24 protein-coding genes are annotated in these 26,053 nt (G+C 66.6%); 10 read left to right on the plus strand and 14 right to left on the minus strand.

Annotated elements, in window-relative coordinates; genetic code table 11:
- The first annotated feature begins 22 nt into the window (after positions 1–22).
- The 3 genes from AC3WJR_RS13805 (at position 23) to AC3WJR_RS13815 (ending at position 2,471) form a co-directional block, all read left to right on the plus strand.
- Positions 23–331 (plus strand): hypothetical protein, encoded by a 309-nt coding sequence (locus AC3WJR_RS13805; protein ID WP_354279080.1) that lies wholly within the window; start codon positions 23–25, stop codon positions 329–331.
- 32 nt (positions 332–363) lie between these two features.
- Entirely contained in the window at positions 364–1,029 is a 666-nt protein-coding gene (locus tag AC3WJR_RS13810) for a response regulator transcription factor (RefSeq protein ID WP_010162021.1), read from the plus strand.
- 116 nt (positions 1,030–1,145) lie between these two features.
- Complete coding sequence (locus tag AC3WJR_RS13815) at positions 1,146–2,471, plus strand: sensor histidine kinase (protein ID WP_354279454.1); 1,326 nt, start codon at positions 1,146–1,148, stop codon at positions 2,469–2,471.
- Between the two features lie 118 nt (positions 2,472–2,589).
- Here AC3WJR_RS13815 and AC3WJR_RS13820 read toward each other — a convergent pair whose 3' ends face one another.
- The 3 genes from AC3WJR_RS13820 to AC3WJR_RS13830 form a co-directional block, all read right to left on the minus strand.
- On the minus strand, positions 2,590–3,231 hold the full coding sequence (locus tag AC3WJR_RS13820; RefSeq protein ID WP_354279079.1) for a PEPxxWA-CTERM sorting domain-containing protein: 642 nt from the start codon (positions 3,229–3,231) through the stop codon (positions 2,590–2,592).
- A gap of 327 nt (positions 3,232–3,558) precedes the next feature.
- Positions 3,559–4,557: an LLM class flavin-dependent oxidoreductase gene (locus AC3WJR_RS13825; protein WP_492725549.1), complete on the minus strand. Its 999-nt coding sequence runs from the start codon at positions 4,555–4,557 to the stop codon at positions 3,559–3,561.
- Between the two features lie 23 nt (positions 4,558–4,580).
- Positions 4,581–6,950 (minus strand): S8 family peptidase, encoded by a 2,370-nt coding sequence (locus AC3WJR_RS13830; protein WP_492725550.1) that lies wholly within the window; start codon positions 6,948–6,950, stop codon positions 4,581–4,583.
- Positions 6,951–7,063: 113 nt separating this feature from the next.
- Between AC3WJR_RS13830 and AC3WJR_RS13835 the strand changes: the two genes are divergently transcribed.
- The 3 genes from AC3WJR_RS13835 (at position 7,064) to glpX (ending at position 9,731) form a co-directional block, all read left to right on the plus strand.
- On the plus strand, positions 7,064–7,732 hold the full coding sequence (locus tag AC3WJR_RS13835; protein ID WP_492725551.1) for a pyrimidine 5'-nucleotidase: 669 nt from the start codon (positions 7,064–7,066) through the stop codon (positions 7,730–7,732).
- Positions 7,729–8,553: a 2,3,4,5-tetrahydropyridine-2,6-dicarboxylate N-succinyltransferase gene (dapD, locus tag AC3WJR_RS13840; RefSeq protein WP_492725552.1), complete on the plus strand. Its 825-nt coding sequence runs from the start codon at positions 7,729–7,731 to the stop codon at positions 8,551–8,553. Before AC3WJR_RS13835 ends, dapD begins: the two co-directional genes overlap by 4 nt.
- A 209-nt stretch (positions 8,554–8,762) precedes the next feature.
- Positions 8,763–9,731: a class II fructose-bisphosphatase gene (glpX, locus tag AC3WJR_RS13845; RefSeq protein ID WP_354279074.1), complete on the plus strand. Its 969-nt coding sequence runs from the start codon at positions 8,763–8,765 to the stop codon at positions 9,729–9,731.
- A gap of 133 nt (positions 9,732–9,864) precedes the next feature.
- On the opposite strand, the gene AC3WJR_RS13850 is transcribed toward glpX, so the two are convergent.
- The 6 genes from AC3WJR_RS13850 to gluQRS all read right to left on the minus strand — a co-directional run bounded on the left by AC3WJR_RS13850 (position 9,865) and on the right by gluQRS (position 14,879).
- Positions 9,865–10,734 carry a 3-hydroxyacyl-CoA dehydrogenase NAD-binding domain-containing protein gene (locus AC3WJR_RS13850; protein WP_492725553.1) on the minus strand — a complete coding sequence of 290 codons (870 nt, stop codon included), beginning with the start codon at positions 10,732–10,734 and terminating at the stop codon, positions 9,865–9,867.
- A 71-nt stretch (positions 10,735–10,805) separates the two neighbouring features.
- Complete coding sequence (egtD, locus tag AC3WJR_RS13855) at positions 10,806–11,783, minus strand: L-histidine N(alpha)-methyltransferase (RefSeq protein ID WP_492725554.1); 978 nt, start codon at positions 11,781–11,783, stop codon at positions 10,806–10,808.
- Positions 11,783–13,042 carry an ergothioneine biosynthesis protein EgtB gene (egtB, locus tag AC3WJR_RS13860; RefSeq protein ID WP_492725555.1) on the minus strand — a complete coding sequence of 420 codons (1,260 nt, stop codon included), beginning with the start codon at positions 13,040–13,042 and terminating at the stop codon, positions 11,783–11,785. Before egtB ends, egtD begins: the two co-directional genes overlap by 1 nt.
- Positions 13,043–13,114: 72 nt before the next feature.
- Entirely contained in the window at positions 13,115–13,699 is a 585-nt protein-coding gene (locus AC3WJR_RS13865; RefSeq protein ID WP_492725556.1) for a cob(I)yrinic acid a,c-diamide adenosyltransferase, read from the minus strand.
- Positions 13,700–13,748: 49 nt separating this feature from the next.
- Positions 13,749–13,991 carry a twin transmembrane helix small protein gene (locus AC3WJR_RS13870; RefSeq protein WP_354279068.1) on the minus strand — a complete coding sequence of 81 codons (243 nt, stop codon included), beginning with the start codon at positions 13,989–13,991 and terminating at the stop codon, positions 13,749–13,751.
- Positions 13,992–14,000: 9 nt separating this feature from the next.
- Entirely contained in the window at positions 14,001–14,879 is an 879-nt protein-coding gene (gluQRS, locus tag AC3WJR_RS13875) for a tRNA glutamyl-Q(34) synthetase GluQRS (protein ID WP_492725557.1), read from the minus strand.
- Between the two features lie 186 nt (positions 14,880–15,065).
- Here gluQRS and AC3WJR_RS13880 point away from each other — a divergent pair, with 186 nt between their 5' ends.
- From AC3WJR_RS13880 to ppc, 3 genes are read left to right on the plus strand one after another with little or no spacing between them, the layout of a single operon-like run.
- Positions 15,066–15,632, plus strand: a complete 567-nt coding sequence (locus AC3WJR_RS13880; protein WP_492725558.1) for an HNH endonuclease — start codon at positions 15,066–15,068, stop codon at positions 15,630–15,632.
- A gap of 43 nt (positions 15,633–15,675) precedes the next feature.
- The gene (locus AC3WJR_RS13885; RefSeq protein WP_492725559.1) at positions 15,676–16,092 is read left to right on the plus strand and encodes an EF-hand domain-containing protein; all 417 of its coding nucleotides are present in this window, start codon (positions 15,676–15,678) and stop codon (positions 16,090–16,092) included.
- Positions 16,093–16,130: 38 nt separating this feature from the next.
- Positions 16,131–18,818: a phosphoenolpyruvate carboxylase gene (gene ppc, locus AC3WJR_RS13890; RefSeq protein WP_492725560.1), complete on the plus strand. Its 2,688-nt coding sequence runs from the start codon at positions 16,131–16,133 to the stop codon at positions 18,816–18,818.
- Positions 18,819–18,998: 180 nt separating this feature from the next.
- Here ppc and AC3WJR_RS13895 read toward each other — a convergent pair whose 3' ends face one another.
- The 5 genes from AC3WJR_RS13895 to AC3WJR_RS13915 all read right to left on the minus strand — a co-directional run bounded on the left by AC3WJR_RS13895 (position 18,999) and on the right by AC3WJR_RS13915 (position 24,699).
- Positions 18,999–19,619 carry a YbhB/YbcL family Raf kinase inhibitor-like protein gene (locus AC3WJR_RS13895; protein ID WP_492725561.1) on the minus strand — a complete coding sequence of 207 codons (621 nt, stop codon included), beginning with the start codon at positions 19,617–19,619 and terminating at the stop codon, positions 18,999–19,001.
- A gap of 60 nt (positions 19,620–19,679) precedes the next feature.
- A complete protein-coding gene (locus AC3WJR_RS13900) occupies positions 19,680–20,075 on the minus strand; it encodes an acyl-CoA thioesterase (RefSeq protein WP_492725562.1) in 396 nt (131 codons plus the stop codon).
- Positions 20,072–20,647: a DedA family protein gene (locus tag AC3WJR_RS13905; protein ID WP_492725563.1), complete on the minus strand. Its 576-nt coding sequence runs from the start codon at positions 20,645–20,647 to the stop codon at positions 20,072–20,074. The genes AC3WJR_RS13900 and AC3WJR_RS13905 overlap by 4 nt, the downstream gene beginning before the upstream one ends.
- 79 nt (positions 20,648–20,726) lie before the next feature.
- Positions 20,727–22,823 carry a S9 family peptidase gene (locus AC3WJR_RS13910; protein WP_492725564.1) on the minus strand — a complete coding sequence of 699 codons (2,097 nt, stop codon included), beginning with the start codon at positions 22,821–22,823 and terminating at the stop codon, positions 20,727–20,729.
- A 43-nt stretch (positions 22,824–22,866) separates the two neighbouring features.
- Positions 22,867–24,699 carry a methyl-accepting chemotaxis protein gene (locus tag AC3WJR_RS13915; RefSeq protein WP_492725565.1) on the minus strand — a complete coding sequence of 611 codons (1,833 nt, stop codon included), beginning with the start codon at positions 24,697–24,699 and terminating at the stop codon, positions 22,867–22,869.
- Between the two features lie 268 nt (positions 24,700–24,967).
- On the opposite strand from AC3WJR_RS13915, the gene AC3WJR_RS13920 reads away from it, so the two are divergent.
- Positions 24,968–26,020 (plus strand): sensor histidine kinase, encoded by a 1,053-nt coding sequence (locus AC3WJR_RS13920; RefSeq protein ID WP_492725566.1) that lies wholly within the window; start codon positions 24,968–24,970, stop codon positions 26,018–26,020.
- The last annotated feature ends 33 nt before the right edge of the window (positions 26,021–26,053 follow it).

Below are 26,053 nucleotides of genomic sequence, written 5' to 3' on the forward strand. Positions count from 1 at the left end.
GCACCATAGCTATGCCAAGCCCATGACGATGCTCGCCGCCATTCTCATGGGACTTGCCGTGGCCCCTGCCCCCGCGCTGCCGCCGGTCGCGGGGCTGCTGCAGCATAGCGACCAGCGCGAGGCGCTGCGCGGTCGGCGTGAAGGGCGGTTGCTGTCGGCCAGGGATATCGAGGCGCGCGTCGTGCCGACCATGCGCGGCGCACAGTATCTCGGCTTTGACTTCGATCCGGAGGGCGGGATTTACATACTCAAGTTCCTGCGCAATGGATCGGTCATCTGGGTCGAGGTCGATGGCCGCTCAGGCCAGATCCTCGGTCGCACCGGCAACTGAGCCACCGACCGGCGCCTTCAAGGAGAATTTCGATGCGCGTTCTGATCGTCGAGGACGAACCCAATCTCGGCCAGCAGCTGAAGAGCACGCTCGAGGGCGCAGGCTATGCGATCGACCTCGCGACCGACGGCGAGGAAGGCCATTTCCTCGGCTCGACCGAGAATTACGATGCGATCATTCTCGATCTCGGCTTGCCCGAGATCGACGGGCTCACCGTGCTCGACCGCTGGCGGAAGGAAGGCCGCACCGCCCCGGTGCTGGTGCTGACCGCGCGCGACAGCTGGTCGGACAAGGTCGCCGGGCTCGATGCAGGTGCCGACGATTACGTCGCCAAGCCGTTCCAGTCGGAGGAACTGATCGCGCGGCTGCGCGCGCTGATCCGCCGCGCCTCGGGTAATGCCTCGTCCGAACTGACCGCAGGGGGTGTCCGGCTCGACACGCGCAGCGGCAAGGTCACGCTCAACGGCGAATCGGTCAAGATGACCGCGCAGGAATATAAGCTGCTCAGCTACCTGCTCCACCACAAGGGCAAGGTGGTCAGCCGTACCGAGCTGATCGAACATATCTACGACCAGGATTTCGACCGCGATTCGAATACGATCGAAGTGTTCGTCACGCGCATCCGCAAGAAGCTCGGGCAGGATGTCATCACCACGATCCGCGGGCTCGGCTATAGCCTCGAGGATCCCGATGCCTGAGCCGCATCGGGCCGGAGCCCATGACTGAAACGGACTCGCCCGCAACGCTCCCGCCGATCGAGGCGGAGCCGCGCATCAATCCGCGCGTGAAGACGACGGGATCGCTCAGCCGTCGGATGATCCTGATCGCGGCGGGGTGGATCCTGCTGTTGCTGACCGGCGGCGGCTATGCGCTCGACAGCATCCTCGTCACCGCGGTCACGCGCAATTTCGACGACCAGCTGGAATATGTGCTGACCGCGCTGATCGTGTCAGCCGAGATCGGCCCCGAAGGCGAGGTGCTCAACAGCCGCGAACCTGCCGACCAGCGTTTCCTCGAACCCAATTCGGGGCTGTATTATCAGGTCAGTGCGCCGGGGCAGGAAATCTATGCGTCGCGCTCGCTCTGGGATCGCAAGCTGGCCTATGGCGCGCGTCATAACGATCTGACCGTCCACGCGTATGACAGCGATCAGTTCGTCGATCCCAAGGCGGATCCTCCGGAGCGACTGCGCATCGTCGAGCGTGACGTAACGCTCCCCGGTTCGAAGCTGCAGTGGCGTTTCCAGGTCGCACAGGTGCGCGATGGGCTCGACGCGCAGATCCGGGTGTTGCGCAAGACACTGCTGCGCAGCTTCCTGCTGCTCGCCTTCGGGCTGATCGTGATGGCGGCGTTGCAGACCTTCTACGGACTGTGGCCGCTGCGCCGGGTCCGCGACGAGATCGCGCGGATGCGTGCAGGCAAGGCGCGGCAGGTCGAGCGGCCGATGCCGATCGAGGTGGCACCGCTGGTCGAGGAACTCAACGCGCTGATCGAACACAATGAACGTCAGGCGGAGGAAGCGCGGCGGCATGCCGGCAACCTCGCGCATGCGCTCAAGACGCCGCTGACCGTCATCATGAACGCCGCGACTGCCAAGGCGGACGATCTGGGCGATACGGTGGTGCGCGAGGCGCGGACGATGCGGCGACAGGTCGACCATCACCTCGCGCGGGCGCGCGCGGTCGGGCGGCGCGGGTCGGCGCACAGCCGCGCGGATGTCTGGCCAAGCCTGGAATCGGTCGAGCGTGCGGTCGGCGTGCTGTATCGCCACGTCCGCATCGACACGTCCGGCCCGCGCGACCTGCAGGTCCATGTCGAACGACAGGATCTGGACGAGATGCTCGGAAACCTCATCGAGAATGCCGCCAAGTATGGCGGGGGCAGCGTGTTCGTCACGGTGTCCAAGCATTCAGGCTTCGTCGAGTTCCTGATTGAGGACGACGGCGTCGGCATTCCGGAAGAGGAACGCATCCGCATCTTCGATCGCGGCGTACGGCTCGACTCCGGCAAGCCGGGAACGGGGCTGGGCATGGCGATCGTGCGCGATGTCGCGGAGATCTACGAGGGCACCGTATCGCTCGAGGAGAGCGAGGACCTCGGCGGCTTGTTGGTGCGACTGCGGTTGCCCGCTGCAAACTGACCTCGCCCTGCGGTGCGACCCAAACGAGCCGTCGGTCTGCCCCCGCTCTCCACAAAAGAAAAACCGCCGGTCCGGGTGGACCGACGGCTTTTCCCGTCAACGGTGAACGCGGATGCGTTCAGGCGTAAGTCACGCTCGTGCGGACCTTGCCGCGCGAACGGAGGCCGGCACCGATCATGCCGAAGCCAGCAAGCATCATCAGCCACGTGGTGGGCTCAGGAACTGCGCCGGACACGGTGAACGAGAACAGACCGCTATAGTCGTTCAGGTCGCCACCGGGACGGGCGAACTTCTGGCTGACGACGTTCGACGGAACCGCGCGTGCCCAGCTGAAGCCGCCCATCGCGTAGGTCGTGCCGCCGACGGTATCGGACGTGCTGATCAGCGTGCCGAGCGGGTCAGCGGTGCTGAAGATCGCGCCGATGGTCGCGCCGTCTGCGAAGTTCAGGACGATCTGGTAAGCCGATGCGGCTTCGCCGGTCAAACCGAAGGGCTGGCCGTCGCCGAGCGTGGAGAAGCTGTTGAGGCCTTCGCTGGTCGCGATGTTGATCGCTTCGCTGCGCGGGTTGACGATGCCGGCGAAGTCTTCGGTGAACTGCTGGACGAAGACCGTGTTGTTGGCGCCGTTCAGCGTATCCCACGAAAAGCTGCTGCCGAGACCGTTGATCGTCACGTTGGTCAGGTTGGCGGCCGCATAGGCGTTCGAGGAAACCAGAGCCATCGTCGTTGCGGCGGCTGCCGCCAGAAACTTCGTACGCATTCCATACTCCTAAAACTACTTGTTCGGAGTTATGCAACGCCCGTGCCAAGTGCATTCGCGAGGGGGAACGGTCGGCGGCGACGCTTAACTGTAAGGTTCAGCGACAGCTGTGGGAAATCAGCAACTTATCGTTAATGCCGCGCGCTCGGGCGTGGCATCGGGACGATCGGCCGATCTTGCGAAACGGCGCAAATGCGTGCCATTCATGCTGCGTTCAGCCAATTCTACAGTGTAAGCGGTAGCGACACTCCGGGCAAACCAGTTGTATCCGGCACGGTGTCTATCCCTTTAGGAAGACACGCTTAGCCGCCACCGCGCACTGTCGGGTCAGGCCGCGATCGCCAGTTCCTGCAGCGCTTGCGCCGTGATCGTCAGGCTCCGCTTGCGCGCTTCGTGATCATAGATCGAACTGGCGATCATCAGTTCATCGACCCCGGTCCGCGCGACGAACGCGGCGATCTCGCGCGCGACCTTGGCCGGGCCACCGACCGCCGAGCAGGACAGCACATGATCGAGGATCGCACCGCCCTGTGCGCCGAGGCTCTCGCGATAGCCTTCGACGGGCGGCGGCAGCTGGCGCGGGTTGCCGGTCCGCAAGGCGACGAATGCCTGCTCCTGCGAACTCGCGATCAGCGCACCCTCGGCATCGGTGTCCGCCGCGAACACGTTGAACCCCGCCATGACATGCGGCTTGGCCAGCACCGCCGACGGGCGGAAGGTGCGGCGGTAGATCTCGATCGCACTCATCAGCGCATCCGGCGCGAAGTGCGAGGCGAAGGCATAGGGCAACCCGAGCATCGCGGCGAGTTGCGCGCCGTACGTGCTCGACCCGAGGATCCACAGCGATACGTCCGCCCCCGCCCCCGGGGTCGCGTGGACGCCGGTCTGGCCGTCGCCCGCGAAATAACTTTGCAGCTCGAGCACGTCGTTGGGGAAGGCATTGGGATCGGTGTTAAGGCTGCGCCGCATTGCGCGCGCGACGATCTGGTCCGAGCCCGGCGCACGTCCGAGCCCGAGATCGATCCGTCCGGGGAACAACGCGTCGAGCGTGCCGAACTGCTCGGCGATCGCGAGCGGGGCGTGGTTGGGGAGCATGATCCCGCCCGCGCCGACGCGGATCGTCGAGGTCGCCTGCCCGATATGTGCGAGCACGACCGAGGTCGCCGCACTCGCGATGCCGGTCATGCCGTGATGTTCGGCGGTCCAGTAGCGCGAGAAGCCGAGGCTTTCGGCATGGGCGGCGAGATCGCCAGCGTTGCGGAGCGCCTGGGCGACGCTGCCGCCTTCGACGACGGGGACGAGATCGAGCAGGGAATAAGCAGTCATGGACCCGATATGGGAAGCCGGTTTCAGAATGCTACCGACCACCGCGTGGCTGCGCCAAGATCCTGCCCCAGCGCGACGAAATTCCCCGGCTGGCGGCGGAGAAACAGATTGGTCTGGAGCATCCCCGTCCCCAGCGGCACCGCATAGCGCGCCTCCAGGTCGATCTCGCGCCCGGTCGGCGCGAGGTTCATGCGCTGGACGGTCCACCCCGACACCGCGAGCGTGTCGTAATCATAGGCCGTCGGCAGCGTCAGATCGATTCCGCCGCGCGCGACGCGGAGCGGTTGCGCGACGCGCAGGCCGAAACTGTCGCGCAGGCCGAACAGCCGGTCCTTGCCCACATCCGCGGCGAAGGCATTGGTGCGGAGGGTTCCACGCCCGTTCAACCCGCCGCGCACGTCCGCGTTGGTCCAGCCCTGGCGCAGCGATCCGCCGATGCTCCACCCGTCCTCATTCTCGAAACGCGCCGCGCCGTCGAGGAACCAGCTCGTCGCGCGCGTACCCCCGAGCGCATCGCCGAACCGCGCGCCCAGCACGGTCGCGCGTTCCGCCAGCCGCGTGCCGGTCAGCGCGACGCTGAGGTTGCCGAACGCACGGTCGAGCGTGATCGCGCTGCGGTCATAGCCATAGCGGCGATAGCGGTTGCGCAGCGCGACGAGTGCGTCGGGATCGCGCGCCAAGGCGTCGCCGCTTTCGACCGCGGCGGTCAGCCCGAACGCACCGACTTGCTGGCGGACCGCGCTTGCCCCGCGTGCACGGCTGTCGAAGCCTGCGCCCTGCAACGGATCGCGCGCGACGAGGAACGCCGGGTCGTTGCGCCCGACGAGGCGCGCGGTCAGCACTGCGCCGCCCTCCGCGAACCCCATCGCGAAGCTGGCGTGCGGGCCGATCCGGCTGGTCACCGTCCCCGCGATCGCGCGCGCCTGATCGGCATTGCCGCGCGACAGCATCAGCCGCGACACGCTCGCCCCGCCGCCCGCGACCGGCGCGACCGTCAGCGCGACGCTCATCGTGCCGCCGACGCTGGTGGTGACGTTGCGCGTGGTCGATTGCAGCTGGCCGAGCAGCGTTGGCGCGGGGCCATCCCGGTGGATCGTCCGCGCGAGGTCGACCGCGAAGGCACGGCTGAACCCGTCGAGCACCACTGCGCCCAATGCCCCTTGCGCCGCATCCCCCATCGGCGCGGACAGCATCGCATTGGACGCGAGCGAGGCCGCGGACGTCGTCCCCGCCACCGACGTCCCGCCGATCGGCTGGAACGCGCGGGTCAGGTCGAGCACGCCCTTGCCGTACACCGCATCCTCCCCCGCCGCGCCCGCATCCCGCGCCGAGGCGTAGAGGATCGCGACGATCTGCGCGCCGGTCAGATTGGGAAACGCCTGCGCGAGCAACGCCGCCGCACCCGCGATCTGCGGCGCGGAGAAGGACGTGCCCGACCACAGGAAGGGCGTGCCCGTGGCATCGGGGGCGCGGACGCCTTCCCCGACCGCCGCAAGATAATGTGCGGCGGAATTGCCCGCACGGTTGCTGAAGCTGGAGATCGTGTCGCCGCCCGCGGTCCGGCTGGCGTTCGCGCCGACCGACCCCGCGATGATGACGAGCCCGCGCGCGGCGGCGGTGTTGGCTACTTGCGCGAAACCGTCGGGGTTGACCGCATTCGTCGGGTCGGTCGCGAAATCGTTGCCCGCAGCGATTACGATCACGATCCCTGCGGCGGTTGCGCGGTTGACCGCGGTGATCACGGAGTTTCCGGCAGTCCCGCCGCCGAGCGAGATGTTGATGACACGCGCGCCGTTATTGACCGCAAGGTCGATCCCACGCGCGATCGCGCTGTCGGCGAAGGTACAATTGTCGGTCCCGCCTCCAGCCGTCGCGCACGATCCGGGCGCGTCCGCGCGCGCGGCGAGGATCGTCGCCTCGAACGCGATGCCTTGCGTCCCGGTATCGTTGCGCCGTCCGGCCAGGGTAAAGGCGACCGCGGTGCCATGCCCGTCCTCGTCCGCCGCACTCGTCCCGCCCGCGACATTGGCGGATGCCGAGGAGATGCGACCGGTGAACTCTTCGCTGGCGAGCGCCACGCCGCTGTCGACGATCCCGACCGTGATGTTCCGCCCCGTCGCCCCCGCCTGATACAAAGCGAGCGCATTGGCCGACACCGCCCCCACCGTCGCGCGATATTCGGCGGTATCGTAATTCGTCGCGGTTGGCGTCGGGGTGGGAGTCGGCGCAGGCGTTGGCGCTGGAACCGGCGTAGGCGTCGGGGTCGGGGTCGTTGCGGGCGGCGGCGCAGGAATGCCCCCCACGCCGCCCCCGCCCCCGCCACACGCGCCGAGCAGGCTCACCCCCGCAAACGCCGTGGTCCGGGCCAGAAGTCTCTTCGTCTGCGGTCGCATCGTCGTTCGCCCCCACTCTCGTCCCGCGAGGCGCGCGTCGTGTCCCGACCGCGTCGCCCTCGCGTCATCCCTGCCTTGCCCCCCGCGTGACCTGCGCGTAGGACCCGCCCGCAATGCTCGCGCGCCTCGCCCTTATCCGCAATTGGGTTTTCGATTTGGATAACACGCTGTATCCAGCGTCGGCGCGGCTGTTCGACCAGATGGACGTCAAGATGACCGCCTATGTCGCGAACGCGCTGGGCGTCGACCTGGTCGAGGCGCGGCGGATCCAGAAGGCCTATTTCTTCGATCACGGCACCACGCTTGCCGGGCTGATGGCCGAGCACGGGATCGACCCGCATCATTTCCTCGCCGACGTTCACGATATCGAGATGGACGTACTCAAGCAGAACGCCCCCCTCGCCGCCGCGATCGCGCGACTGCCGGGGCGCAAGATCATCTTTACCAACGCCGACACGCCGTATGCGACGCGCGTGCTCGACCGGCTCGGCCTCGGCGAGAGCTTCGAGGCGATCCACGACATCCACGCGATGGACCTCAAACCCAAGCCCAATGCCTCGGCCTATGCCGGGCTGTGCGCGGCGTTCGACATCGATCCGACCGAGTCGCTGTTCGTCGAGGACATGGCGCGCAACCTCGCGCCCGCCAAGGCGATCGGCATGACGACGGTGTGGATCGACAATGGCTCCGAGCAGGCCGCCGCCGAGCAGGACCGCAGCTTCATCGACTTCACCACGCCCGATCTGACCGCGTGGCTTCACGACATCATGGGGGATTTATGAGCGACTTACAGACGACGATCGACGCAGCCTGGGATGCACGCGACACGGTAAGCTTCGAGACCAAGGGCGACATCCGCGACGCGGTCGAAAGCGCGCTCAACCAGCTCGATTCAGGCGCGGTGCGCGTCGCCGAGCCCGATGGCGCGGGCGGCTGGCGCGTCAACCAGTGGCTCAAGAAGGCGGTGCTGCTGTCGTTCCGCCTCAACGACATGGCCGAGATCGCAGGCGGCCCGGACGGCGCGAACTGGTGGGACAAGGTGCCCTCCAAGTTCCACGGCTGGGGTTCGGCCGAATTCCGCCAGGCGGGGTTCCGCAGCGTGCCGGGCGCGATCGTCCGGCGTGGTGCATTCATCGGCAAGGGCGCGGTGCTGATGCCGAGCTTCGTCAATCTGGGTGCCTATGTCGGCGAGAATTCGATGATCGACACCTGGGCGACGGTCGGCAGCTGCGCGCAGATCGGCAAGGGCGTGCACATCTCGGGCGGCGCCGGGATCGGCGGCGTGCTCGAGCCGCTCCAGGCCGACCCGGTCATCATCGGTGACGGCGCGTTCATCGGTGCACGCAGCGAAGTCGCCGAGGGCGTTCGCGTTGGCGAAGGCGCGGTGCTGTCGATGGGCGTCTATCTCGGCGCCTCGACCAAGATCGTCGATCGCGCGACCGGCGAAGTGTTCCGCGGCGAGGTGCCGCCGTATGCAGTGGTCGTCCCCGGCAGCATGGGCGGCGGCGACGGCAAGCCAAGCCTGTACTGCGCGGTGATCGTGAAACGCGTCGACGCGCAGACGCGGTCGAAGACCAGCATCAACGAATTGCTGCGCGACTGATCTTACTAGCCCCTCCCCCTCGGGGGAGGGGTTGGGGTGGGGCAGTTCAGCAGAACCAACGCTGGGTATTCTGCACAGCCCCACCCCAACCCCTCCCCTGAAGGGGAGGGGCTTAAGAAGGCAGCCCCCAAAGAGAGGCGCCCTCCCCAAACTCGACATCCTTTGCCTCCCCGCTTAGTCCACTCGACAAACGACAAAGAGGATCCCAGATGACCACCACCCGCTCCCAGACGCTCGACCGCGTTCTCGTGCTCGAAATGGTCCGCGTGACCGAGGCAGCGGCGGTTGCCGCATCGACCCTTACCGGTCGCGGTGACGAGAAGGCGGCCGATGCCGCCGCGGTCGAGGCGATGCGCGCCGCGCTCAACGAACTCTACATGGACGGCACCGTCGTGATCGGCGAAGGCGAGCGCGACGAAGCGCCGATGCTGTTCATCGGCGAGAAGGTCGGCTCGGCGATCGGCAAGGGCCCGAAGATCGACATCGCGCTCGATCCCTTGGAAGGCACGACGATCTGCGCAACCGCGGGCCCGAACAGCCTCGCGGTGCTCGCGATCGCCGAGGAAGGCGGGCTGCTCAACGCCCCCGACGTCTATATGGACAAGATCGCCTGCGGCCCTGGCTATCCCGAGGGGATCATCGATCTCGACAAGTCGCCGAGCGAAAACGTCCGTGCGCTGGCAGCCGCCAAGGGCGTCGACCCCAAGGACATCATCGCCTGCGTGCTTGATCGTCCGCGCCACCAGAAACTGATCGCCGAACTGCGCGACCTCGGCTGCGGGATCATGCTGATCGGCGACGGCGACGTCGCGGGCGTGATCGCGACGACCAACCCCGATACGACGATCGACATCTACATGGGGGCCGGTGGCGCTCCGGAAGGCGTGCTCGCCGCGGCGGCGCTGCGCTGCGTCGGTGGGCAGTTCAAGGGGCGGCTGTTGTTCCGCAACGACGACGAGCGTGCGCGGGCGGCCAAGTGGGGCGTGACCGATCTCGACAAGCAGTACGACCTGACCGAACTCGCGCGCGGCGACTGCATCTTCGCGGCGACGGGCGTGACCGACGGCTCGCTGCTCGCGGGCGTCAAGCGCAAGGGCAAGATCATGACGACCGAAAGCGTCGTGATGCGCGCGAGCTCGGGCACGGTCCGCTGGGTCAAGGGCGAACACCGGATTTGATCTAGAGCTTTAGCCCCTCCCCTTCAGGGGAGGGGTTGGGGTGGGGCCGTGCAGCAGAACTGACGTTAGGTAATCTGCACTGCCCCACCCCCAGCCCCTCCCCTGAAGGGGAGGGGAGCTAACAGTGCCAGCATCACCGCGTCGGCACAGGCTCCGCGCCGGAATAATCATAGAACCCGCGCTTGGTCTTACGCCCGAACCACCCCGCCTCGACATACTTCACCAACAATGGCGCAGGCCGGAACTTGGGATCCCCCGTCCCCTCGAACAACACGCGGGTAATCTCCAGACACGTATCGAGCCCGATGAAATCGGCGAGCGTCAGCGGCCCCATCGGATGGTTGAGCCCGAGCTGGCACGCGACGTCGATATCGCGCACCGTCGCGACGCCCTCCCCCAACGCGAAACACGCTTCGTTGAGCATCGGCATCAGCACGCGATTGACGATGAACCCCGGCGCATCATTGGCATGGACGATCTCCTTGCCGAGCTTGCGCCCGAACGCCTCGACCGCCGCCACCGTCGCGTCGGACGTGGCGAGGCCACGGATCAGCTCGATCAGCCCCATCACGGGCACCGGATTGAAGAAATGCACGCCCATGAACCGCGCCGCATCGGGCGATGCCTGCGCCAAGCGCGTAATCGGGATCGACGAAGTGTTCGACGCGAGGATGGCGTCCGACGCGAGCACCTTGCCGACCTCGGCGAAGATCGACCGCTTGATCTCCTCGCGTTCGGTCGCCGCCTCGATCACGAGGAACGCGGGCGCCATCGCGGACAGGCCCTCGACCGGCTCGATCAGCGCGAGCGCCGCATCGCGCGCCTCCGCAGTAATCTTCTCCTTGGTGACGAGCCGGTCGAGCGCCTTGGCGATCCCCGCCTTGCCCGTCTCTGCACGGTCCTTCGACACGTCGCTGAGCATAACGTGGAACCCCGCCTGCGCCGCAACCTGTGCGATCCCCGCACCCATCTGGCCTGCGCCGATGACACCTACCGTCTGCATATCCTGTCCTTCGCTACGTTTTGCCGCAGCCTTAGGGATCAGGCGATGCGGCGGCAATCGCCGCGCGTCGGTTACGGCGCGAGGCGCGCAGGCTGTGCCTCCGCGAGGATCACCGCGAACCGCCCCTCGAGGTCGGTCCATTCGCCGACCGGCGTCCACCCGCCCGCGCGGAGCAGGATCCGCGCGTCGCGTGGCCCGAACTTGTGGCTGTTCTCGGTGTGGATCGTCTCGCCCGCCGCCATCTCGAACGGCCGCCCCTCGATCGTGAAGCGCACGTCGCGGGTCGCCTCGAGATGCATCTCGATCCGGGCGCGATCGTCGTTCCAGATCGCGCGGTGGCGGAACGCATCGACCGGGATCGTCGCCCCCAGTTCGCGGTTGATCCGCTCGAGCAGGTTGAGGTTGAACGCCGCCGTCACCCCCTGCGCATCGTCATACGCAGCTTCGAGCGTCGCCTGATCCTTGATCCGGTCCATCCCGATCAACAGCATCGCGCCTTCGCCGAGCGACATCTTCATCGCGCGGAGCAGATCGACGCTGGCGTGCGGGATCATGTTGCCGATCGTCGATCCGGGGAAGAACCCGAGCTTGGGCGTGTCGATCACTTGCCCCGGCAGATCGATCGGCTTGAGGAAGTCGGCCTCGACCGGCAGCACCGGCAATCCGGGGAAGGCGGCGGAGAGATCCGCCGAGGATTCGCGCAGGAAATCGCCTGAAATGTCGATCGGCACGTAAGCCGCCGGGTTGACCGCCTTGAGCAAGATCGGCGTCTTGGTCGACGAGCCCGAGCCGAACTCGACCACCGCGCGTCCGGTGCCTGCGATCCGCGCGACGTCGGCGCAGCAATCGCGCAGGATCGCGGTCTCGGTCCGGGTCGGATAATATTCGGGCAAGTCGGTGATCGCCTCGAACAGCTCGGACCCGCGCCGGTCGTAGAACCACCGCGCCGGGATCGCGCGTGGGCGGATGGTGAAGCCCTGCAACACGTCATGACGGAACGCCGGATCGGCCAGGCTCGCCTGACCGTCCTCGATTTCTGGCTTAAGCATTAGAGATCCTTGGCAAGCCGGACGCCGGTGAACTGCCAGCGTTGATGCGGATAGAAGAAATTGCGGTAGGAAGCGCGCGCATGGCCGCGCGGGGTCGCGCAGGATCCGCCGCGCAGGACGCACTGCCCGCTCATAAACTTGCCGTTATACTCGCCGACCGCACCCTCGACCGCGCGGAAGCCCGGATAGGGGCGATACGCGCTCCCGGTCCATTCCCACACGTCGCCGAAGAAAGCCGGGCCGCCCGTCGACGGGCGCGGCTCGACCGGGCCGGCGGTATCGAGCTGGTTGCCGCCGAGCGGATCGTGGCGCGCCGCTGCGGCTTCCCATTCGGCTTCGGTCGGCAAGCGTGCGCCTGCCCAGCTTGCATAGGCATCCGCTTCAAAGAAGCTGACATGCGTCACCGGTGCCGCCGGGTCGATCGCACGCCGCCCGTCGAGCCCGAAGCGCGTCCACGCGCCGTCGCGCTGCTCCCAATAGAGCGGTGCCACGATCCGTTCGCGCTTCACCCACGCCCAGCCATCGGACAGCCAGTGGCGTGGTTCGGTGTAGCCGCCATCCGCGATGAACGCGGCCCACTCGCCGTTGGTGACGGTGCGATCCGCGATCGCATGCGCGCTGAGCAGCGCCTGGTGGCGTGGCCCCTCGCAATCGAACGCAAAGCCGTCGCCGTCATGGCCGATCTCGACGAGCCCGGCGGTGCGCTCGATCCAACCGACCGGGCGCGGCATCTCCACCGGAACCTTGCGCGCCGCGGGCCAGATCGCGGGCTCGACCGGGTTCTGCGCCATCAAATGCAGGATGTCGGTGACGAGCAACTCCTGATGCTGCTCCTCATGATGACACCCCAGCGCGATCAGCTCCTGCGCCGCCTCGGGCAGGTCCGGCATCGCCGCGAGCACCTGCGCATCGACATGCGCGCGATACGCCAGGATCTCGTCGAGTGCCGGGCGCGTGATCATCCCTCGCCGGTTGCGCGCGTGACGCTGGCCCTCGGCTTCGTAATAGCTGTTGAACAGGAACGGGAAACGATCGTCGTACAGTTTATAACCGCTGACGAAATCGCGCAGGATGAAGGTTTCGAGAAACCAGCTGGTGTGCGCCAGATGCCATTTGGCGGGCGACGCATCGTCCATCGACTGCGCGGTCGCATCCGCATCCGACAGAGGCGCGACCAAAGCGACGGTCAGGTCGCGGACTGCGCGGAATCGTTCGCCAAGCGGTGCGGCGTCAGTCCTTGGAGCAGTCCGTGTCGCCATCGCCTCGTCCGTTCCGGAAAAATCCTGCCCCCGCCGGGGCGTTCAACGAGGCAATCTCCCACCGATCTCACATCAGCGGGTTGCACCCGGTCGCCACAAAACGTCCCCGCCCGCATTTTGGTTCACGACGCGCGCCGCGACGAACAGATAATCAGACAATCTATTGAGATAGGTGAGCGCAAGCGGATTGAGTGCGACCTGCCGCGCCGCCCCGACCGCGGTCCGCTCCGCGCGCCGGATCGTGGCGCGGGCGACGTGGAGCGCTGCCGCACCGCGCGTACCGCCGGGCAGGATGAAACTGGTGAGCGGACTGAGCTCGCTGTTCATGCGATCGATTTCGGTTTCGAGCCGCTCGACCTGCGCCGCGACGATCCGCAGCACCATCTCGGACGGCGCAAAGTCCTCCCCCGGGGTCGCCAGATCCGCACCCAGATCGAACAGGTCGTTCTGCACCCGCTCCAGCAGCGCAACCAGCCAGATATTGTCGATGCCGGTTTCGCGGAGAGCAACCGCCGCCACGCCGATCAGGCTGTTCGCCTCGTCGACATCGCCGATCGCGGCCATCCGGGCATCGTCCTTGGCCACACGCGACCCGTCGACCAGCCCGGTCGAGCCGTCATCCCCGGTACGCGTGTAGATACGATTGAGCTTTACCAAACCCTGTCCCCCGATCCGGTCCCGTCAAGGACCGGTGCTTTCTCCGCGGTCAGCTCTTGCCCGCGAGCCACATGATCAGCACGACTAGGAAGATCGCCACCGCCTGGAACATGATGCGATACTGCATCATCTTGTTCGACTTGACCGCCGACGGGCTGATCCCGTCCGCACTTCCCGTCCCGTCGCGCGCCTGCTGGCTTGCACCAAGCAGGAAGACCACCAGGCCTCGGACCAGAACGACGACCGTGGCGATCATCGCCGCGATCAGCAGGATTGTCAGGAAAGTGCTCATGCCATCAACTTAGGCGTTCGGGACGAGAAAGCCAGTGGTCACAATGTCCGAGGGCACCTGTCCGCTGCGCAGCGTCCGCGCGAGCGCAATGCCGTCTTCCCCCGCCAGCCGCAACCGTTCGAGCGTTGGCGCATGGGTGCGCTTCGCCAGCCGCACGCCGTCCGCATCGTGGAGCAGCGCGTGATGATGATAGACCGGCGTCGGCAGGTCGAGCAGCGCCTGGAGCAACCGGTGGACGTCGGTCGCGCCGAACAGGTCGAGCCCGCGCACGACATGCGTCACACCCTGCGCCGCATCGTCGACCGTCACGGCGAGATGATAGCTCGCGGGCGCATCCTTGCGTGCGAGGACGACGTCGCCGTGCGTTTCTGGCCGGGCAACGATGTGGCCTGCGCGCTCGTCGTTCCAGTCGAGCGGGCCCGTGCGAGCGACTGCGGCGGCCATGTCGATCCGCCACGCATGCTGCGCGCCCTCCGCAATCCGCGCAGTTCGGGATGCGTCGTCCATATGGCGACACGTTCCGGGATAGACCGCACCCGGTCCGTGTGGCGCGGACAGGCTCGCGGCGATCTCGGCGCGCGTGCAGAAACAGGGGTAGAGCAGGCCTTCGCCCCGCAATTGATCGAGCGCGACGGCATAGGCGTCGAGCCGGGTCGACTGGAACAGCACCGCCCCGTCCCAAGCCAGCCCGAGCCAGGCCAGATCCGCCTCGATCGCCGCGACATGCTCGGGGCGGCTGCGCGTCCCGTCGATATCCTCGATGCGCAACAGGAACACCCCGTCGCCGGACCGAGCGCGATCGTGCGCCTGGATCGCCGAGAAAGCGTGGCCGAGGTGAAGCTTACCGGTCGGGCTCGGGGCGAACCGGCTGACGATTTGCGCGGTCATCGCGCCGTCGCGATCGGAGCGCGGTGCGCCGCTCCGGGAGCGTACCCTACGATCGTTCCCCTTGACCCCGAGTCGCGCCCTGTGCTGTGTTCGTTCAAGATTGGCGCGGCTGTCATGACAGCGTCATCCTAACCGGCAAGAAGCCGCGCAGGAAGCGTCACGCGACCGAGGAAAAGGGGGGCTTGAATGTACCATCCCGATCTCATCCGCCACCCCGATGGCTGTCCTGCGCTTGTGCTCAACGCAGACTACACCCCGCTGAGCTATTATCCCTTGTCGGTCTGGCCGTGGCAGACCGCGATCAAGGCGGTGTTCCTCGACCGAGTCGACATTGTCGCCGAATATGAACGCGAAGTGCGCAGCCCGACGCAGCGGATCAAATTGCCATCGGTGATCGCGCTCAAGCAATATGTGCGGCCAAGCGCCTTCCCCGCCTTCACCCGATTCAACCTGTTCCTGCGCGACAAGTTCACCTGCCAATATTGTGGTTCGGGCAGCGACCTGACCTTCGACCATATCGTCCCGCGCGCGCAGGGCGGGCGGACGACGTGGGAGAATGTCGCGACCGCCTGTTCGCCGTGCAACCTCAAGAAGGGCGGGCGTACGCCGAAACAGGCAGGCATGCCGCTTCATATCGACGCAATCCGGCCTACAAGTTGGCACTTACAGGAGCATGGCCGACGCTATCCGCCCAATTTCCTGCACGAAACGTGGCACGACTGGCTGTATTGGGACGTTGAGCTGGAAGCTTGACGCCGATACACGCGCGTCGACCTGTTCGGTCCGGGAGACGAAGATGCTGCGTATGGGGATTGTGGGTCTGGCGGCCCTGGTATTGGTAACGTCCGGCTGCGGCCGCTCCGCACCCAGTGACGACGCCCTGAACGACTTCGTGCCGCCGACGCTCGCCAAGCGCGATGAGGTCCGGCAACTGCTTGAAAAGCGCTTCGACGAACGCGACGCCGACGGTGACGGCCGACTGAGCAGGCTGGAACTCGGCAACACGCGCGCAGACCGCATTGCGCGCGCGGACACCGATCAGGATGGCGCGATCAGCAAGAGCGAATTCGTCGCGCGCGGGCTTGAGCGGTTCGACGAGGCCGATGCCAACAAGGACGGCATGGTGACCAACAAGGAACAAGCGGCCGCCCGCGCCGCGCAAGGTGCCAAGGCAACGCCCGCCACCCCGGCGGCGACTCCAGCAACACAGTGATGGTTGACCCCGGGGGTGTTGCGATGCAGCATCCCCGGATGGCTGACCTCCCCTCGATCACCAATAATCCCGACATCCGTTTCCTGGGCAAGCTGCTCGGCGACGTGATCCGCGCTTATGGCGGCGACGCCCTGTACGAGCGAACCGAAACGATTCGCGCAGCGTCGGTTGAGCGGCACCGCGGTGCGGCCGACGATAAAGCCGTCGACCTCGCGCTCGATCAGCTCGACCTCGACGAGACGATCGATTTTGTCCGCGGTTTCATGCTCTTCTCAATGCTCGCCAATCTTGCCGAGGACAGGCAGGGCGTGACTGCGGAACAGGGCGCGGACCTTGCTTCCGCGCTCGACCGCTTGGCGGATGAAGGGATCGACAAGGCCAAGGCGATCGCGCTGCTGCAGCATGCCTTGCTCGCTCCGGTGCTGACCGCGCACCCGACCGAAGTGCGCCGCAAGTCGATGATCGACCATCGCAACCGGATCGCCGCGCTGATGCTGCTGCGCGACACCGGCGCGACCGACACGCCCGAGGGCGACGACGTAGAGCAGGCGATCCTTCGCCAGATCGCGCTGCTGTGGCAGACGCGCGTGCTGCGGCGCGAACGCCTGTACGTCACCGACGAGGTCGAGACCGCGCTCAGCTATCTGCGCGATGTGTTCCTCCCCGCCCTCCCCGCGCTGTACCAGCGCTGGGATCGCGCGCTTGGCGAACGCACGCCGGGGTTCCTCAAGCCCGGCAGCTGGATCGGCGGCGATCGTGACGGCAATCCGTTTGTCACGGCCGACAGCCTGCGCGCCGCCCTCGCCAAGGCGAGCGAAGCGGTGCTGGTCTATTATCTCGATGCGGTCCACGCGCTCGGTGCCGAGCTGTCGATCTCGACCAATCTCGCACCCGCCGACACCGCGGTCACCGCGCTGGCGGACGCAAGCGGCGACAACGCCGAAAGCCGCAGCGACGAACCGTACCGGCGCGCGCTGTCAGGCGTTTACGCCAGGCTCGCCGCGACGCATCTGGCGCTGACCGGCAAGGCCGCGCCGCGACCAGGACCGCTCACGGGCGAGCGTTATGCCGATCCGCAGGCGTTCCGCGCCGATCTCGTCATCATCGCCCGCGCGCTCGCGGCGGGTGGCGGAGGGACCTTGTCGTCGGGCGGCGCGCTCGGACGGCTGATCCGCGCAGTCGAGACGTTCGGCTTCCATCTTGCGACGCTCGACCTGCGACAGAACAGCGCGGTGCTGGAGCGCGTCGTCGCCGAGCTGCTCAAGGTCGCCGGGGTCGAGGACGATTATCTGGCGCTGAATGAATCGCAGCGTGTGTCGCTGCTGCGCCACGAACTGTCCAACGCGCGGCCGTTGGGCAGCGCATTCGCGGACTATTCGGACGAGACCAAGTCCGAACTCGCGATCCTGCGCGCTGCCGCGACCGCGCATGCCACCTATGGCACCGCGTGCATCGTCCAGCATATCGTGTCGATGGCGCAGTCCGTGTCAGACCTGCTCGAACTCAACGTGTTGTTGAAGGAAGTTGGTCTGTACCGGCCGCAGGGAACCGACGGGCAAACCCCGCTCGCCGCGATCATGGCGGTGCCGCTGTTCGAGACGATCGGCGATCTGGAAGCAGCGCCCGAGATCATGACCGAATGGTTCGCGCTGCCCGAGGTTCGCGCGGTCACCGCCGCGCGTGGTTATCAAGAAGTGATGATCGGCTATTCGGATTCGAACAAGGACGGGGGGTATCTCACCTCGACCTGGAGCCTGTCCAAAGGGTCCACCGCGCTGCGCAGCGTTTTCGCCGACGCAGGCGTCGGCATGCAGCTGTTCCACGGCCGTGGCGGCGCCGTCGGGCGTGGCGGTGGCTCGGCCTTCGCCGCGATCCGCGCACAGCCGTTCGGCACCGTGCAGGGCCGGATCCGCATTACCGAACAGGGCGAGGTGATCGCGGGCAAATATGGCACGCGCGACAGTGCGATGACCAATCTGGAGGCGATGGCTTCGGCGACGTTGCTTGCCAGCCTCGAGCCCGAGCAATTGTCTGCCGCCGACACGCAGCGTTTCTCTGAGGCGATGGACCAGCTCTCGGCGAGCGCGTTCAAGGCGTATCGCGACCTCGTCTATGGCACCGAGGGATTCCGCACCTTCTTCCGCGAAATGACACCGATCGCCGAGATTTCGGGACTCAAGATCGGCTCGCGCCCCGCCAGCCGGACCAAGAGCGACCGGATCGAGGATCTGCGCGCGATCCCCTGGGTGTTCAGCTGGGCGCAGGCGCGCGTGATGCTGCCGGGCTGGTACGGCGTCGGCCAGGCGATCGACGCGTTCGAGGACAAGGCACTGTTGCGCGACATGGCGCAGGGCTGGCCGTTCTTCGCGGCGACGCTCGCCAATATGGAACAGGTCATCGCCAAGTCCGACATGGGGATCGCCGCGCGCTATGCCGCGCTGGTCGAGGATCGCAGCCTTGCCGACGCGATCTTCCCGCGGATCGAAGCGGGGTGGCGGCAGGCGCATGACGGTCTGCTGGACGTGACCGGCCAGTCTCGCCTGCTCGAAGCGCATCCCGCGCTCGAGACGTCGATCCGGTTGCGCCTCCCGTACATCGAGCCGCTCAACCTGCTCCAGATCGAGCTGATCAAGCGGCGCCGCGCGGGCGATGAGGACGAGCGGATCGGCGAGGGCATCCTGCTTTCGATCAACGCGATCGCGACTGCGTTGCGCAACAGCGGGTAAGGGTTGCGTCGGTGGCCTGAGTTCATAACTGCTTCCCCGGCGAAGGCCGGGGCCCAGTCGAGGAACAGAAGATTGCGAGCGGGTGCGCGCCGTTACTTCGGCCATCGCGACTGGGCCCCGGCCTTCGCCGGGGAAAAAAGTTAGGGGAACGCGACCCGACGTCAGCGCCCACGTGAGGTGTCAGGCGACCACAGGCGCGCCATCACCCGGGACCACATCCGCCGGTTCGCCGCGCGAATACAGCCCGACCAGCAACCCTGCGCCGATCACATGGCCCGCCATTGCGTTGAGCACCGCACCGCGCCCCGGTGCTTCACCGATGTCCTCTGCCGCGCAATCCAGTGCAAAGACCTGAAACGCATAGCGATGATCGCCATGGCCGGTCGGCGGATCCGGCGCGAGCCACCCCTCGGACAGATACGAGTTGCGACCGACGTCGCCACCATCGGGCTGCGCGTTCGCCGTGATCGCACCTTCCGCGATCCGCCCGGCATCGGCAGGCAAGCCCCAGAGGATCGCGTGCACTAGCGGTGCCGGTGTCGGTGAATCGGCATCCTCGACGACCAGCGCGACGCTCAGCGTCCCCGGCGGGACCGCACCCCAGGTCAGCGGCGGCGAAACGCCCTCGCCGTCCGCGGTGAAGCGTGGCGGGATGCGGCCTTCCTGCGCGAAGGCAGGGCTCGTCACCTCGATCGTCGTATAATTATTGCCGAGCACCGGCTGGGTGATCGTCAACTTGTCGGCACCGGCACGCACGCTGCGCAACGCGGCACCCAACCAATGGGGGAGATGTTCCAGCATCGCGGGCCTTTCCTTGGCGGGATTCCTCCATTCAAGCCCCCGAGGCGCCAAGCGGTTCCGTCAACTGGACAAAAACGGCGCTGCAATCTCGTCCCGCACGCGCAGCAGCCGACCGCTCGCACGGTCGATCAGCGCCCAGGTCGTGACGGCCTGCACCTTAACCTTGCCGTCCGGCCCAAGGAACCGGACATGGCGGTCGAAGCGCGCGCCGGTGGGCGGTTCGGGGACCCAGGTCTCGCCGGTCACCGTCTCGCCCGCCGCGACATTGCCGCGATAGTCGATCTCGTGCCGCGTCACGACCCAGACATAGGCCGCCTGCTGTTCGGGCGGGGCGAGTGCTTCCCAATGCGCGACCGCGATCTGCTGGATCCAGCGGACCCACACCGCATTGTTGACATGGCCGAGTTCGTCGATGTCGTCGGGGGTCGCGGTGATCGAAAGCGTGAAGCGCGTCATGCCGCCTGTGTGCGCCGCCCGCGCCACCAATGCCAGAGGCCGAGCAACAGCGCGATCGCGACGATCACGCACCCGACGATCAGGATCGCGTGCTTGTCGGGGAGGAAGCGTTCGATCAGTTTTTCGAAACTGTGCCCGAACAGATAGCCGATCCCGGTGAACACGATCCCCCAGACGATCGCCGCGACCAGGTTGATCATGACGAACAATCTGGTCGAGACCTTGGTCGTCCCGATCGCGATCGGGCTGATCGTGCGGAAGCCGTAGATGAACCGGAACGCGAAGATGAACCCGATCGGATAGCGTTCGAGCAACCCCAGCGCGCGCTCGAAGATCGGCTTCTCGCGCGCACGGCGGACCCACGGCTTGTCGCGGAAATAGCGGCCGAGCGAGAAGAAGATCTGGTCCGCGACGAACGACCCCGCCGCCGCCGCCGCCATCGCGCCGGGCAGCGAAAACAGCCCCTTGTGCGCGAGCAGCCCACCCGCGACGACGACCGTCTCGCCCTCGATCCCAGCGCCCGCGAACAACGCGATGAGGCCGTAGTGCTGGATGATGGATTCGATCGTCATAAGCGGCTCAAATCCGCGCGCGCGCCGATGTTCCCCCGCGACGGCGGGGGGCCAGAGCAAAGCGCCACGGGCGTTTCGCTTACTCCTCGATACCGAGCTGCCACAGCACGAACGCATGTTCCTCCGCGCCCTCGCGCAGCGATTCGAACCGCCCCGATTTGCCGCCATGCCCCGCGCCCATGTTGGTCTTGAGCAGCAGCACGTTATCGTCGGTCTTGGTCGCGCGCAGCTTGGCCGCCCATTTCGCGGGCTCCCAATAGGTCACGCGCGGGTCGTTGAGACCGCCCGAGATGAACATCGGCGGATAGGCCTGCGCCTTGACCTGATCGTAGGGCGAATAGCCGCGGATCAGTTCGAACGCCGCCTTGTCCTCGATCGGATTGCCCCATTCGGGCCACTCGCCCGGCGTCAGCGGCAACTCGGCGTCGAGCATCGTGTTGAGCACGTCGACGAACGGCACGTCGGCGATCACCGCGCCCCACAGTTCGGGGTCGGAATTGACGACCGCACCCATCAGCTCGCCACCCGCCGAGCGACCCGCGATCGCGATCTTGCCCGCGGAGGTCCAGCCGTCCGCGACCAGCCCCTTTGCGACATCGACGAAATCATTGAACGTGTTGGCGCGTTTCTCGAGCTTGCCGTCGAGATACCATTGCTGGCCGAGATCGTCCCCGCCGCGGATATGCGCGATCGCATAGGCAAAACCGCGATCGAGCAGCGACAGCCGCCCGGTCGAGAAGCCCGGCGGGATCGCGTAACCATATGCGCCGTAAGCATAAAGGAACAACGGTCGCGACCCGTCCTTGGGGAAGTCGGCGGGATAGACGATCGACACCGGCACCTCGGTCCCGTCGCGCGCGGTGATCTTGAGACGTTCGGTGCGATATTTGGCCGCCTGATAGCCCGAGGGAATTTCCTGGACCTTGAGCGTCGTCAGTTCGCCGGTCGCGACGTCATAGTCGTACTCGGTCCCCGGCGTGACCATCGATTCATAGCCGACGCGCAGCACGTCCATCGCATATTCGGGGTTGTTGCCGAGCCCCGCGTCATAGCTCGCTTCGGGGAAGCGGATACGCTGCGGCGCGATGCTGTCGTCGTAGCGGTGGATCTCGATCTGATCGAGCCCGTCCTCGCGCCCGTCGACGATAAAGAAATCGCGGAAACAGTCGATCCCGGTCATGTAGAAATGCCGCGACGGCGCGATCTTCTCGACCCATTCGCCCGGCGCCGAGATATGCGCGGTGCACAGCCGGAAATTGGGGTCGGTATCGTTGGTGTGGATGAACAACGTGTCGCCATGCATGTCGACGTCATATTCACGCCCCACTTGCCGCGCCGACACCAGCAGCGGCGTCGCCAGCGGATCGGTTGCGGGGAGCAGGTAGATTTCGCTCGTCACATGGTCGCCGCTCGACAGCACGATCCACTTGCGGTCGCTTGTCTCGCTCACCCCCACGCGGAAGCCCTCGTCGGCTTCCTTGAACAGTTCGATATCGTCCGCGATCGGCGTGCCGAGCCAGTGCAGCCGCGCGTTGTCGGTGCGCCACTGGTCGTTCGCCAGGCCGTAAAGGAAGCCCTTGTCGTCCGCGGTCCAGACGATTTCAGACAGCATCCCCGGGATGACATCGGGCAGATGCTCGCCGGTGGTCAGGTCCTTGACGCGGATCTCGAACCGCTCCGAGCCATTGTCGTCGATCGCATAGGCCAGCAGCCGCCCGTCGTTGCTGATCGAGAAGGCGCCCAGCCGGAAATATTCCTTGCCCTCGGCAAGCACGGGCTCGTCGAGGATCAGTTCGTCCTTGCTCGTGTCAGTGCCCGCGGCGACCGGGCGACGCCACCATTTGCGATACTGGCCGCCGGTCTCGAACGCGGTCCAGTACAGCCAGTCGCCGTCCTTCTGCGGGACCGAGGAATCGTCTTCCTTGATCCGCCCCTTCATCTCTTCGTACAGCCGGTCGATCAGCGGACGATGCGGCGCCATCACGCTTTCGAAATACGCGTTTTCCGCCGCCAGATAGGCGAGCACGTCGGGATCGGTCACCTCGGGATAGCCCGGATCCTTGATCCAGGCGTAGGGATCCTCGATCGTGACCCCGTGCGTCGTGAAGCTGTGCGGGCGGAGCGCGGCGACGGGTGCAACGGGAAGAGGGGCAGCGGGGGGCGTGGAGTCGGTCATCCGCGCCCCCTACCCCGCCACCCCCGCTCAAGTCGAGCCGCGCCTATGCGGGGAGCAATTCCCTCGCCCGCGCGGCGTTCGCCGGACCGCGCCGGTCGGCACGGCTGCCCGCGGACGCGCCGGTGCGGGGTTTACGCCGTTCGACCGTCACGGGAACGTCGCTTGCGCGCAAGTCATACTGGAACGCCGCCGCATGGCCGGCCAGCCTCTGCACGTCCCGCGCGAGTCCTCCCGCAGCGGCGGAGGTCTGGTCTACCATCGCGGCATTCTGCTGGACGATCTGGTCGAGCTGCGACACCGCGCTGTTGATCTCGCCGATCGCGATGGACTGCGCGACATTGTCGTCGGCGATCCCCTGCGTCAGCGCGGCGGCTTCGGTGCAGCGCGTCAGGATCGTCTGGAGCGCGCCGTCGACCAGACCGACCGCCTCGACCGCGACGGTGACGTCCTCCTGCGTCGCGCTGAGTTGCGTGCGCGCGCGCTTGGCCTCCTCCTCGGCGCGCATCGCCAGCGTCGAGACGAGATCCGCGACCACCGCGAACCCGCGACCGGCATCCCCCGCCCGTCCCGCTTCGACCGCAGCGTTCATCGCCAGCACGCGGGTCTGGAACGCGATCTTGTCGAGCCCCTCGATCACGTCATCGATCCCGCTGGTGCTCTTGGACACACGGTGCATCGCTTCCATCGCGCCATCGGTGCGGGTGCGGACTTCGCTGGCTGCGTCCAGCGTCTGCTGCGATCCGTCGGACGTCTTGCGCGCCGCCTCGGCGGTGCTGCGCAGCCGCTCGTCCATGCGATTGACCGCAGCCGACGTCTGCTCGATCGCCGCGGCACTGCTCTCGGTGCGCCGCGCGAGTTCCTCGGTCGCGCCCGCGATCGATCGGGACGCGCCGTCGATCTCGTTGGTCGTCTCGACCACCGCGCAGACCATCTTGCGCAGCGTCTCGACCGCGCCGTTCAAATCGCTGTTGACGCCGGTGTACCCTGCGGGGAATTCGATTGCAGTGCCATGCCGCAAGTCGCCCGCCGCCATCCGGCGCAGGACCTGCCCCACGCCGTCCGCGACTATTGCGGTATCCGCGGCGGCGCGGGCGTCCTGCGCCGCGCGTTCCTTTGCGCTGCGCCGGAAGAAGTCGACCGCTTCCGCCATCGCACCGAGTTCGTCGGTGCGCCCGAGATGCGGCACCGTACAGTCCTGCCCACCCGCGAGCGTAGTGGTCGACTGGATCAGTTCATCGAGCGGCGCCATCACCTTGCGCGTCAGGTAAACGCCTGCACCGATCGCAAGCGCGAGGATCGTCAACGCCAGCACGAGCAACGCGCTCGACGCCGTGGTCAGGCTGCGGTGGGCGTCCTGCTTGAGATTGGCCTGATAGTCGGTCGCCAGCGTGACCGCGCGGTCGATCTGGGTCCGGTGCTCGGCATAGGCACTGGCGATCGCGGCGTAGCTGTCGCGCATCGCGGCGGCATCACCCTTGCGCGCCGCGGTTTCCAGCCGCGCGACCTGCTGCCAGAAACGCTGTGCGGGAACGTTCGCATCCTGGGTGAGCGCTGCGGCGAGTTCGGGACTGATGTTGCCGGTTTTCCAATAGGCCTGACGCTCGTCATATGCCTTGCGCAAGGCCGCGAGGTGCGCGGCACGCTGCTCCACCTGTTCGGGGTGATCGACCAGCAACGTGGCTTCCAGGAACGGTTCCAACACATAGGCGGGCGGCGGGAGGATGTCCGCGACGTAATCCGATGCGGACTGGATCCGCTCGGCGACCGGACCACCGATCCTGACGAGGTTGATGCTGTACGCGGCGATCGCGATCGCCAACAGGACGATCATGGCGATCAGCCCCGAACCAAGCTGAAGACGCTTTGCAATTGACATGACGATCCGGCCTTCACCGCTGCTGTACCGCTTCGCATTGTAGAGGCGATGGCCGTCACCGGGCGGCGGGCACCCCGTGATTTTCGGTTTAACAGGCGGAGGGACCGCGGTTTCAAAACCAATTGCAGGCGTAACAAGTTTTGTTGCAGCGGAAGGGGAGCATATGCGATAGGAACGCCTGCGCACCGATGTTCGATTTGTGCTGGAAGGATTCGACCGATCGCCCCCCTTCCCCTCCAGCGCCGCGACCGCAAGCTTTGATGCTCTGATGCCGAGCAGGCCCCTCACCTTCCTCGAAAGGCTGCCGCTGCTATCCGACCGGCCGGTGTTGCGCCATGCGCTCGCTGCGGGCCTGTCCGTGGGTGCGTGCCTGTTGCGCAGCGGGCTCGACCCGTGGTTCCCGCCCGGTTTCCCGTTCCTGACCTTCTTCCCCGCAGTCATCGTGTCGGTGTTCCTGCTGGGGCGCGGCCCGGGCACGCTTGCCGCCGTGCTGTGCGGGTTGATGGCGTGGTATTACTTCATCCCGCCGGCCCGCAGTTTCGCGATCGGACCCGGCACGGCACTTGCGCTGGGCTTCTATGGGGCGGTGGTGGTGGTCGACATCACGCTCGTCGAATGGATGCAGCAAGCCAACCACCGCCTGCGTCGCGAACGCGAACGCAGCCACGACCTTGCCGAACAGAGCGCGCGGCTGGCCGAACGCAACGAATTGCTGTTCCGCGAGCTCCAGCACCGCGTCTCTAACAATATCCAGATGGTCGGTGCGATGTTGACGTTGCACCGGCGCGGGGTCGACCATGCGCTTGCCAAGAAAGCGCTCGACGATGCCGCCGCGCGTGTCGGGCTGATCGGGCGGATCCAGCGGCAACTCTACGACATCGACGGCAAGAACACCGATCTGGCGGCGTTCCTGCAGGGACTCGTCAACGATCTGGCTGAATCGGACGGGCGCGTCGGCATTCGTTACGACATCGCGGTCGAACCCGGGATCACGCTGCACGGCGATTCGCTCATCCCGTTCGCGCTGATCCTCGCGGAAGCGGTCGCCAATGCCAACGAACACGGCTTTGCCGACCGTACGACGGGCGTGATCCATATTGCGCTTCACCGCGCGCAGGGCGGCGTCACGTTGCGGGTGACCGACGACGGCGTGGGGCTGCCCGAGGGCTTTGCCGTCGCCGGGGCGACCAGTCTCGGCCTCAAGATCGCACTCGCGCTGGCGCGCCAGTTGAACGCGCAGTTCGAAGTCCATCCCGGTCCCGGCGGTGGCACCGCGAGCGTCCTGACGATCCCCGATCGTCCGACGGTTCAACCCGCCTGATCGCTCGCAATGGCGCATGACGGATCGTCTCAC

Source organism: Sphingomonas sp. FW306-05-A, assembly GCF_058782275.1.

Coding starts and splice junctions, on each gene's coding strand:
- glpX (WP_354279074.1), top strand. CDS start 8,763: ATGACCACCACCCGCTCCCAGACGCTCGACCGCGTTCTCGTGCTCGAA.
- AC3WJR_RS13870 (WP_354279068.1), bottom strand. CDS start 13,991: ATGAGCACTTTCCTGACAATCCTGCTGATCGCGGCGATGATCGCCACG.
- AC3WJR_RS13915 (WP_492725565.1), bottom strand. CDS start 24,699: ATGTCAATTGCAAAGCGTCTTCAGCTTGGTTCGGGGCTGATCGCCATG.
- AC3WJR_RS13920 (WP_492725566.1), top strand. CDS start 24,968: ATGCCGAGCAGGCCCCTCACCTTCCTCGAAAGGCTGCCGCTGCTATCC.
- egtD (WP_492725554.1), bottom strand. CDS start 11,783: ATGCTTAAGCCAGAAATCGAGGACGGTCAGGCGAGCCTGGCCGATCCG.
- AC3WJR_RS13910 (WP_492725564.1), bottom strand. CDS start 22,823: ATGACCGACTCCACGCCCCCCGCTGCCCCTCTTCCCGTTGCACCCGTC.
- AC3WJR_RS13905 (WP_492725563.1), bottom strand. CDS start 20,647: ATGACGATCGAATCCATCATCCAGCACTACGGCCTCATCGCGTTGTTC.
- AC3WJR_RS13835 (WP_492725551.1), top strand. CDS start 7,064: ATGCTCGCGCGCCTCGCCCTTATCCGCAATTGGGTTTTCGATTTGGAT.
- AC3WJR_RS13815 (WP_354279454.1), top strand. CDS start 1,146: ATGATCCTGATCGCGGCGGGGTGGATCCTGCTGTTGCTGACCGGCGGC.
- AC3WJR_RS13820 (WP_354279079.1), bottom strand. CDS start 3,231: ATGCGTACGAAGTTTCTGGCGGCAGCCGCCGCAACGACGATGGCTCTG.
- AC3WJR_RS13885 (WP_492725559.1), top strand. CDS start 15,676: ATGCTGCGTATGGGGATTGTGGGTCTGGCGGCCCTGGTATTGGTAACG.
- AC3WJR_RS13850 (WP_492725553.1), bottom strand. CDS start 10,734: ATGCAGACGGTAGGTGTCATCGGCGCAGGCCAGATGGGTGCGGGGATC.
- dapD (WP_492725552.1), top strand. CDS start 7,729: ATGAGCGACTTACAGACGACGATCGACGCAGCCTGGGATGCACGCGAC.
- ppc (WP_492725560.1), top strand. CDS start 16,131: ATGGCTGACCTCCCCTCGATCACCAATAATCCCGACATCCGTTTCCTG.
- AC3WJR_RS13830 (WP_492725550.1), bottom strand. CDS start 6,950: ATGCGACCGCAGACGAAGAGACTTCTGGCCCGGACCACGGCGTTTGCG.
- AC3WJR_RS13810 (WP_010162021.1), top strand. CDS start 364: ATGCGCGTTCTGATCGTCGAGGACGAACCCAATCTCGGCCAGCAGCTG.
- AC3WJR_RS13805 (WP_354279080.1), top strand. CDS start 23: ATGACGATGCTCGCCGCCATTCTCATGGGACTTGCCGTGGCCCCTGCC.
- AC3WJR_RS13895 (WP_492725561.1), bottom strand. CDS start 19,619: ATGCTGGAACATCTCCCCCATTGGTTGGGTGCCGCGTTGCGCAGCGTG.
- egtB (WP_492725555.1), bottom strand. CDS start 13,042: ATGGCGACACGGACTGCTCCAAGGACTGACGCCGCACCGCTTGGCGAA.
- AC3WJR_RS13825 (WP_492725549.1), bottom strand. CDS start 4,557: ATGACTGCTTATTCCCTGCTCGATCTCGTCCCCGTCGTCGAAGGCGGC.
- AC3WJR_RS13900 (WP_492725562.1), bottom strand. CDS start 20,075: ATGACGCGCTTCACGCTTTCGATCACCGCGACCCCCGACGACATCGAC.
- gluQRS (WP_492725557.1), bottom strand. CDS start 14,879: ATGACCGCGCAAATCGTCAGCCGGTTCGCCCCGAGCCCGACCGGTAAG.
- AC3WJR_RS13880 (WP_492725558.1), top strand. CDS start 15,066: ATGTACCATCCCGATCTCATCCGCCACCCCGATGGCTGTCCTGCGCTT.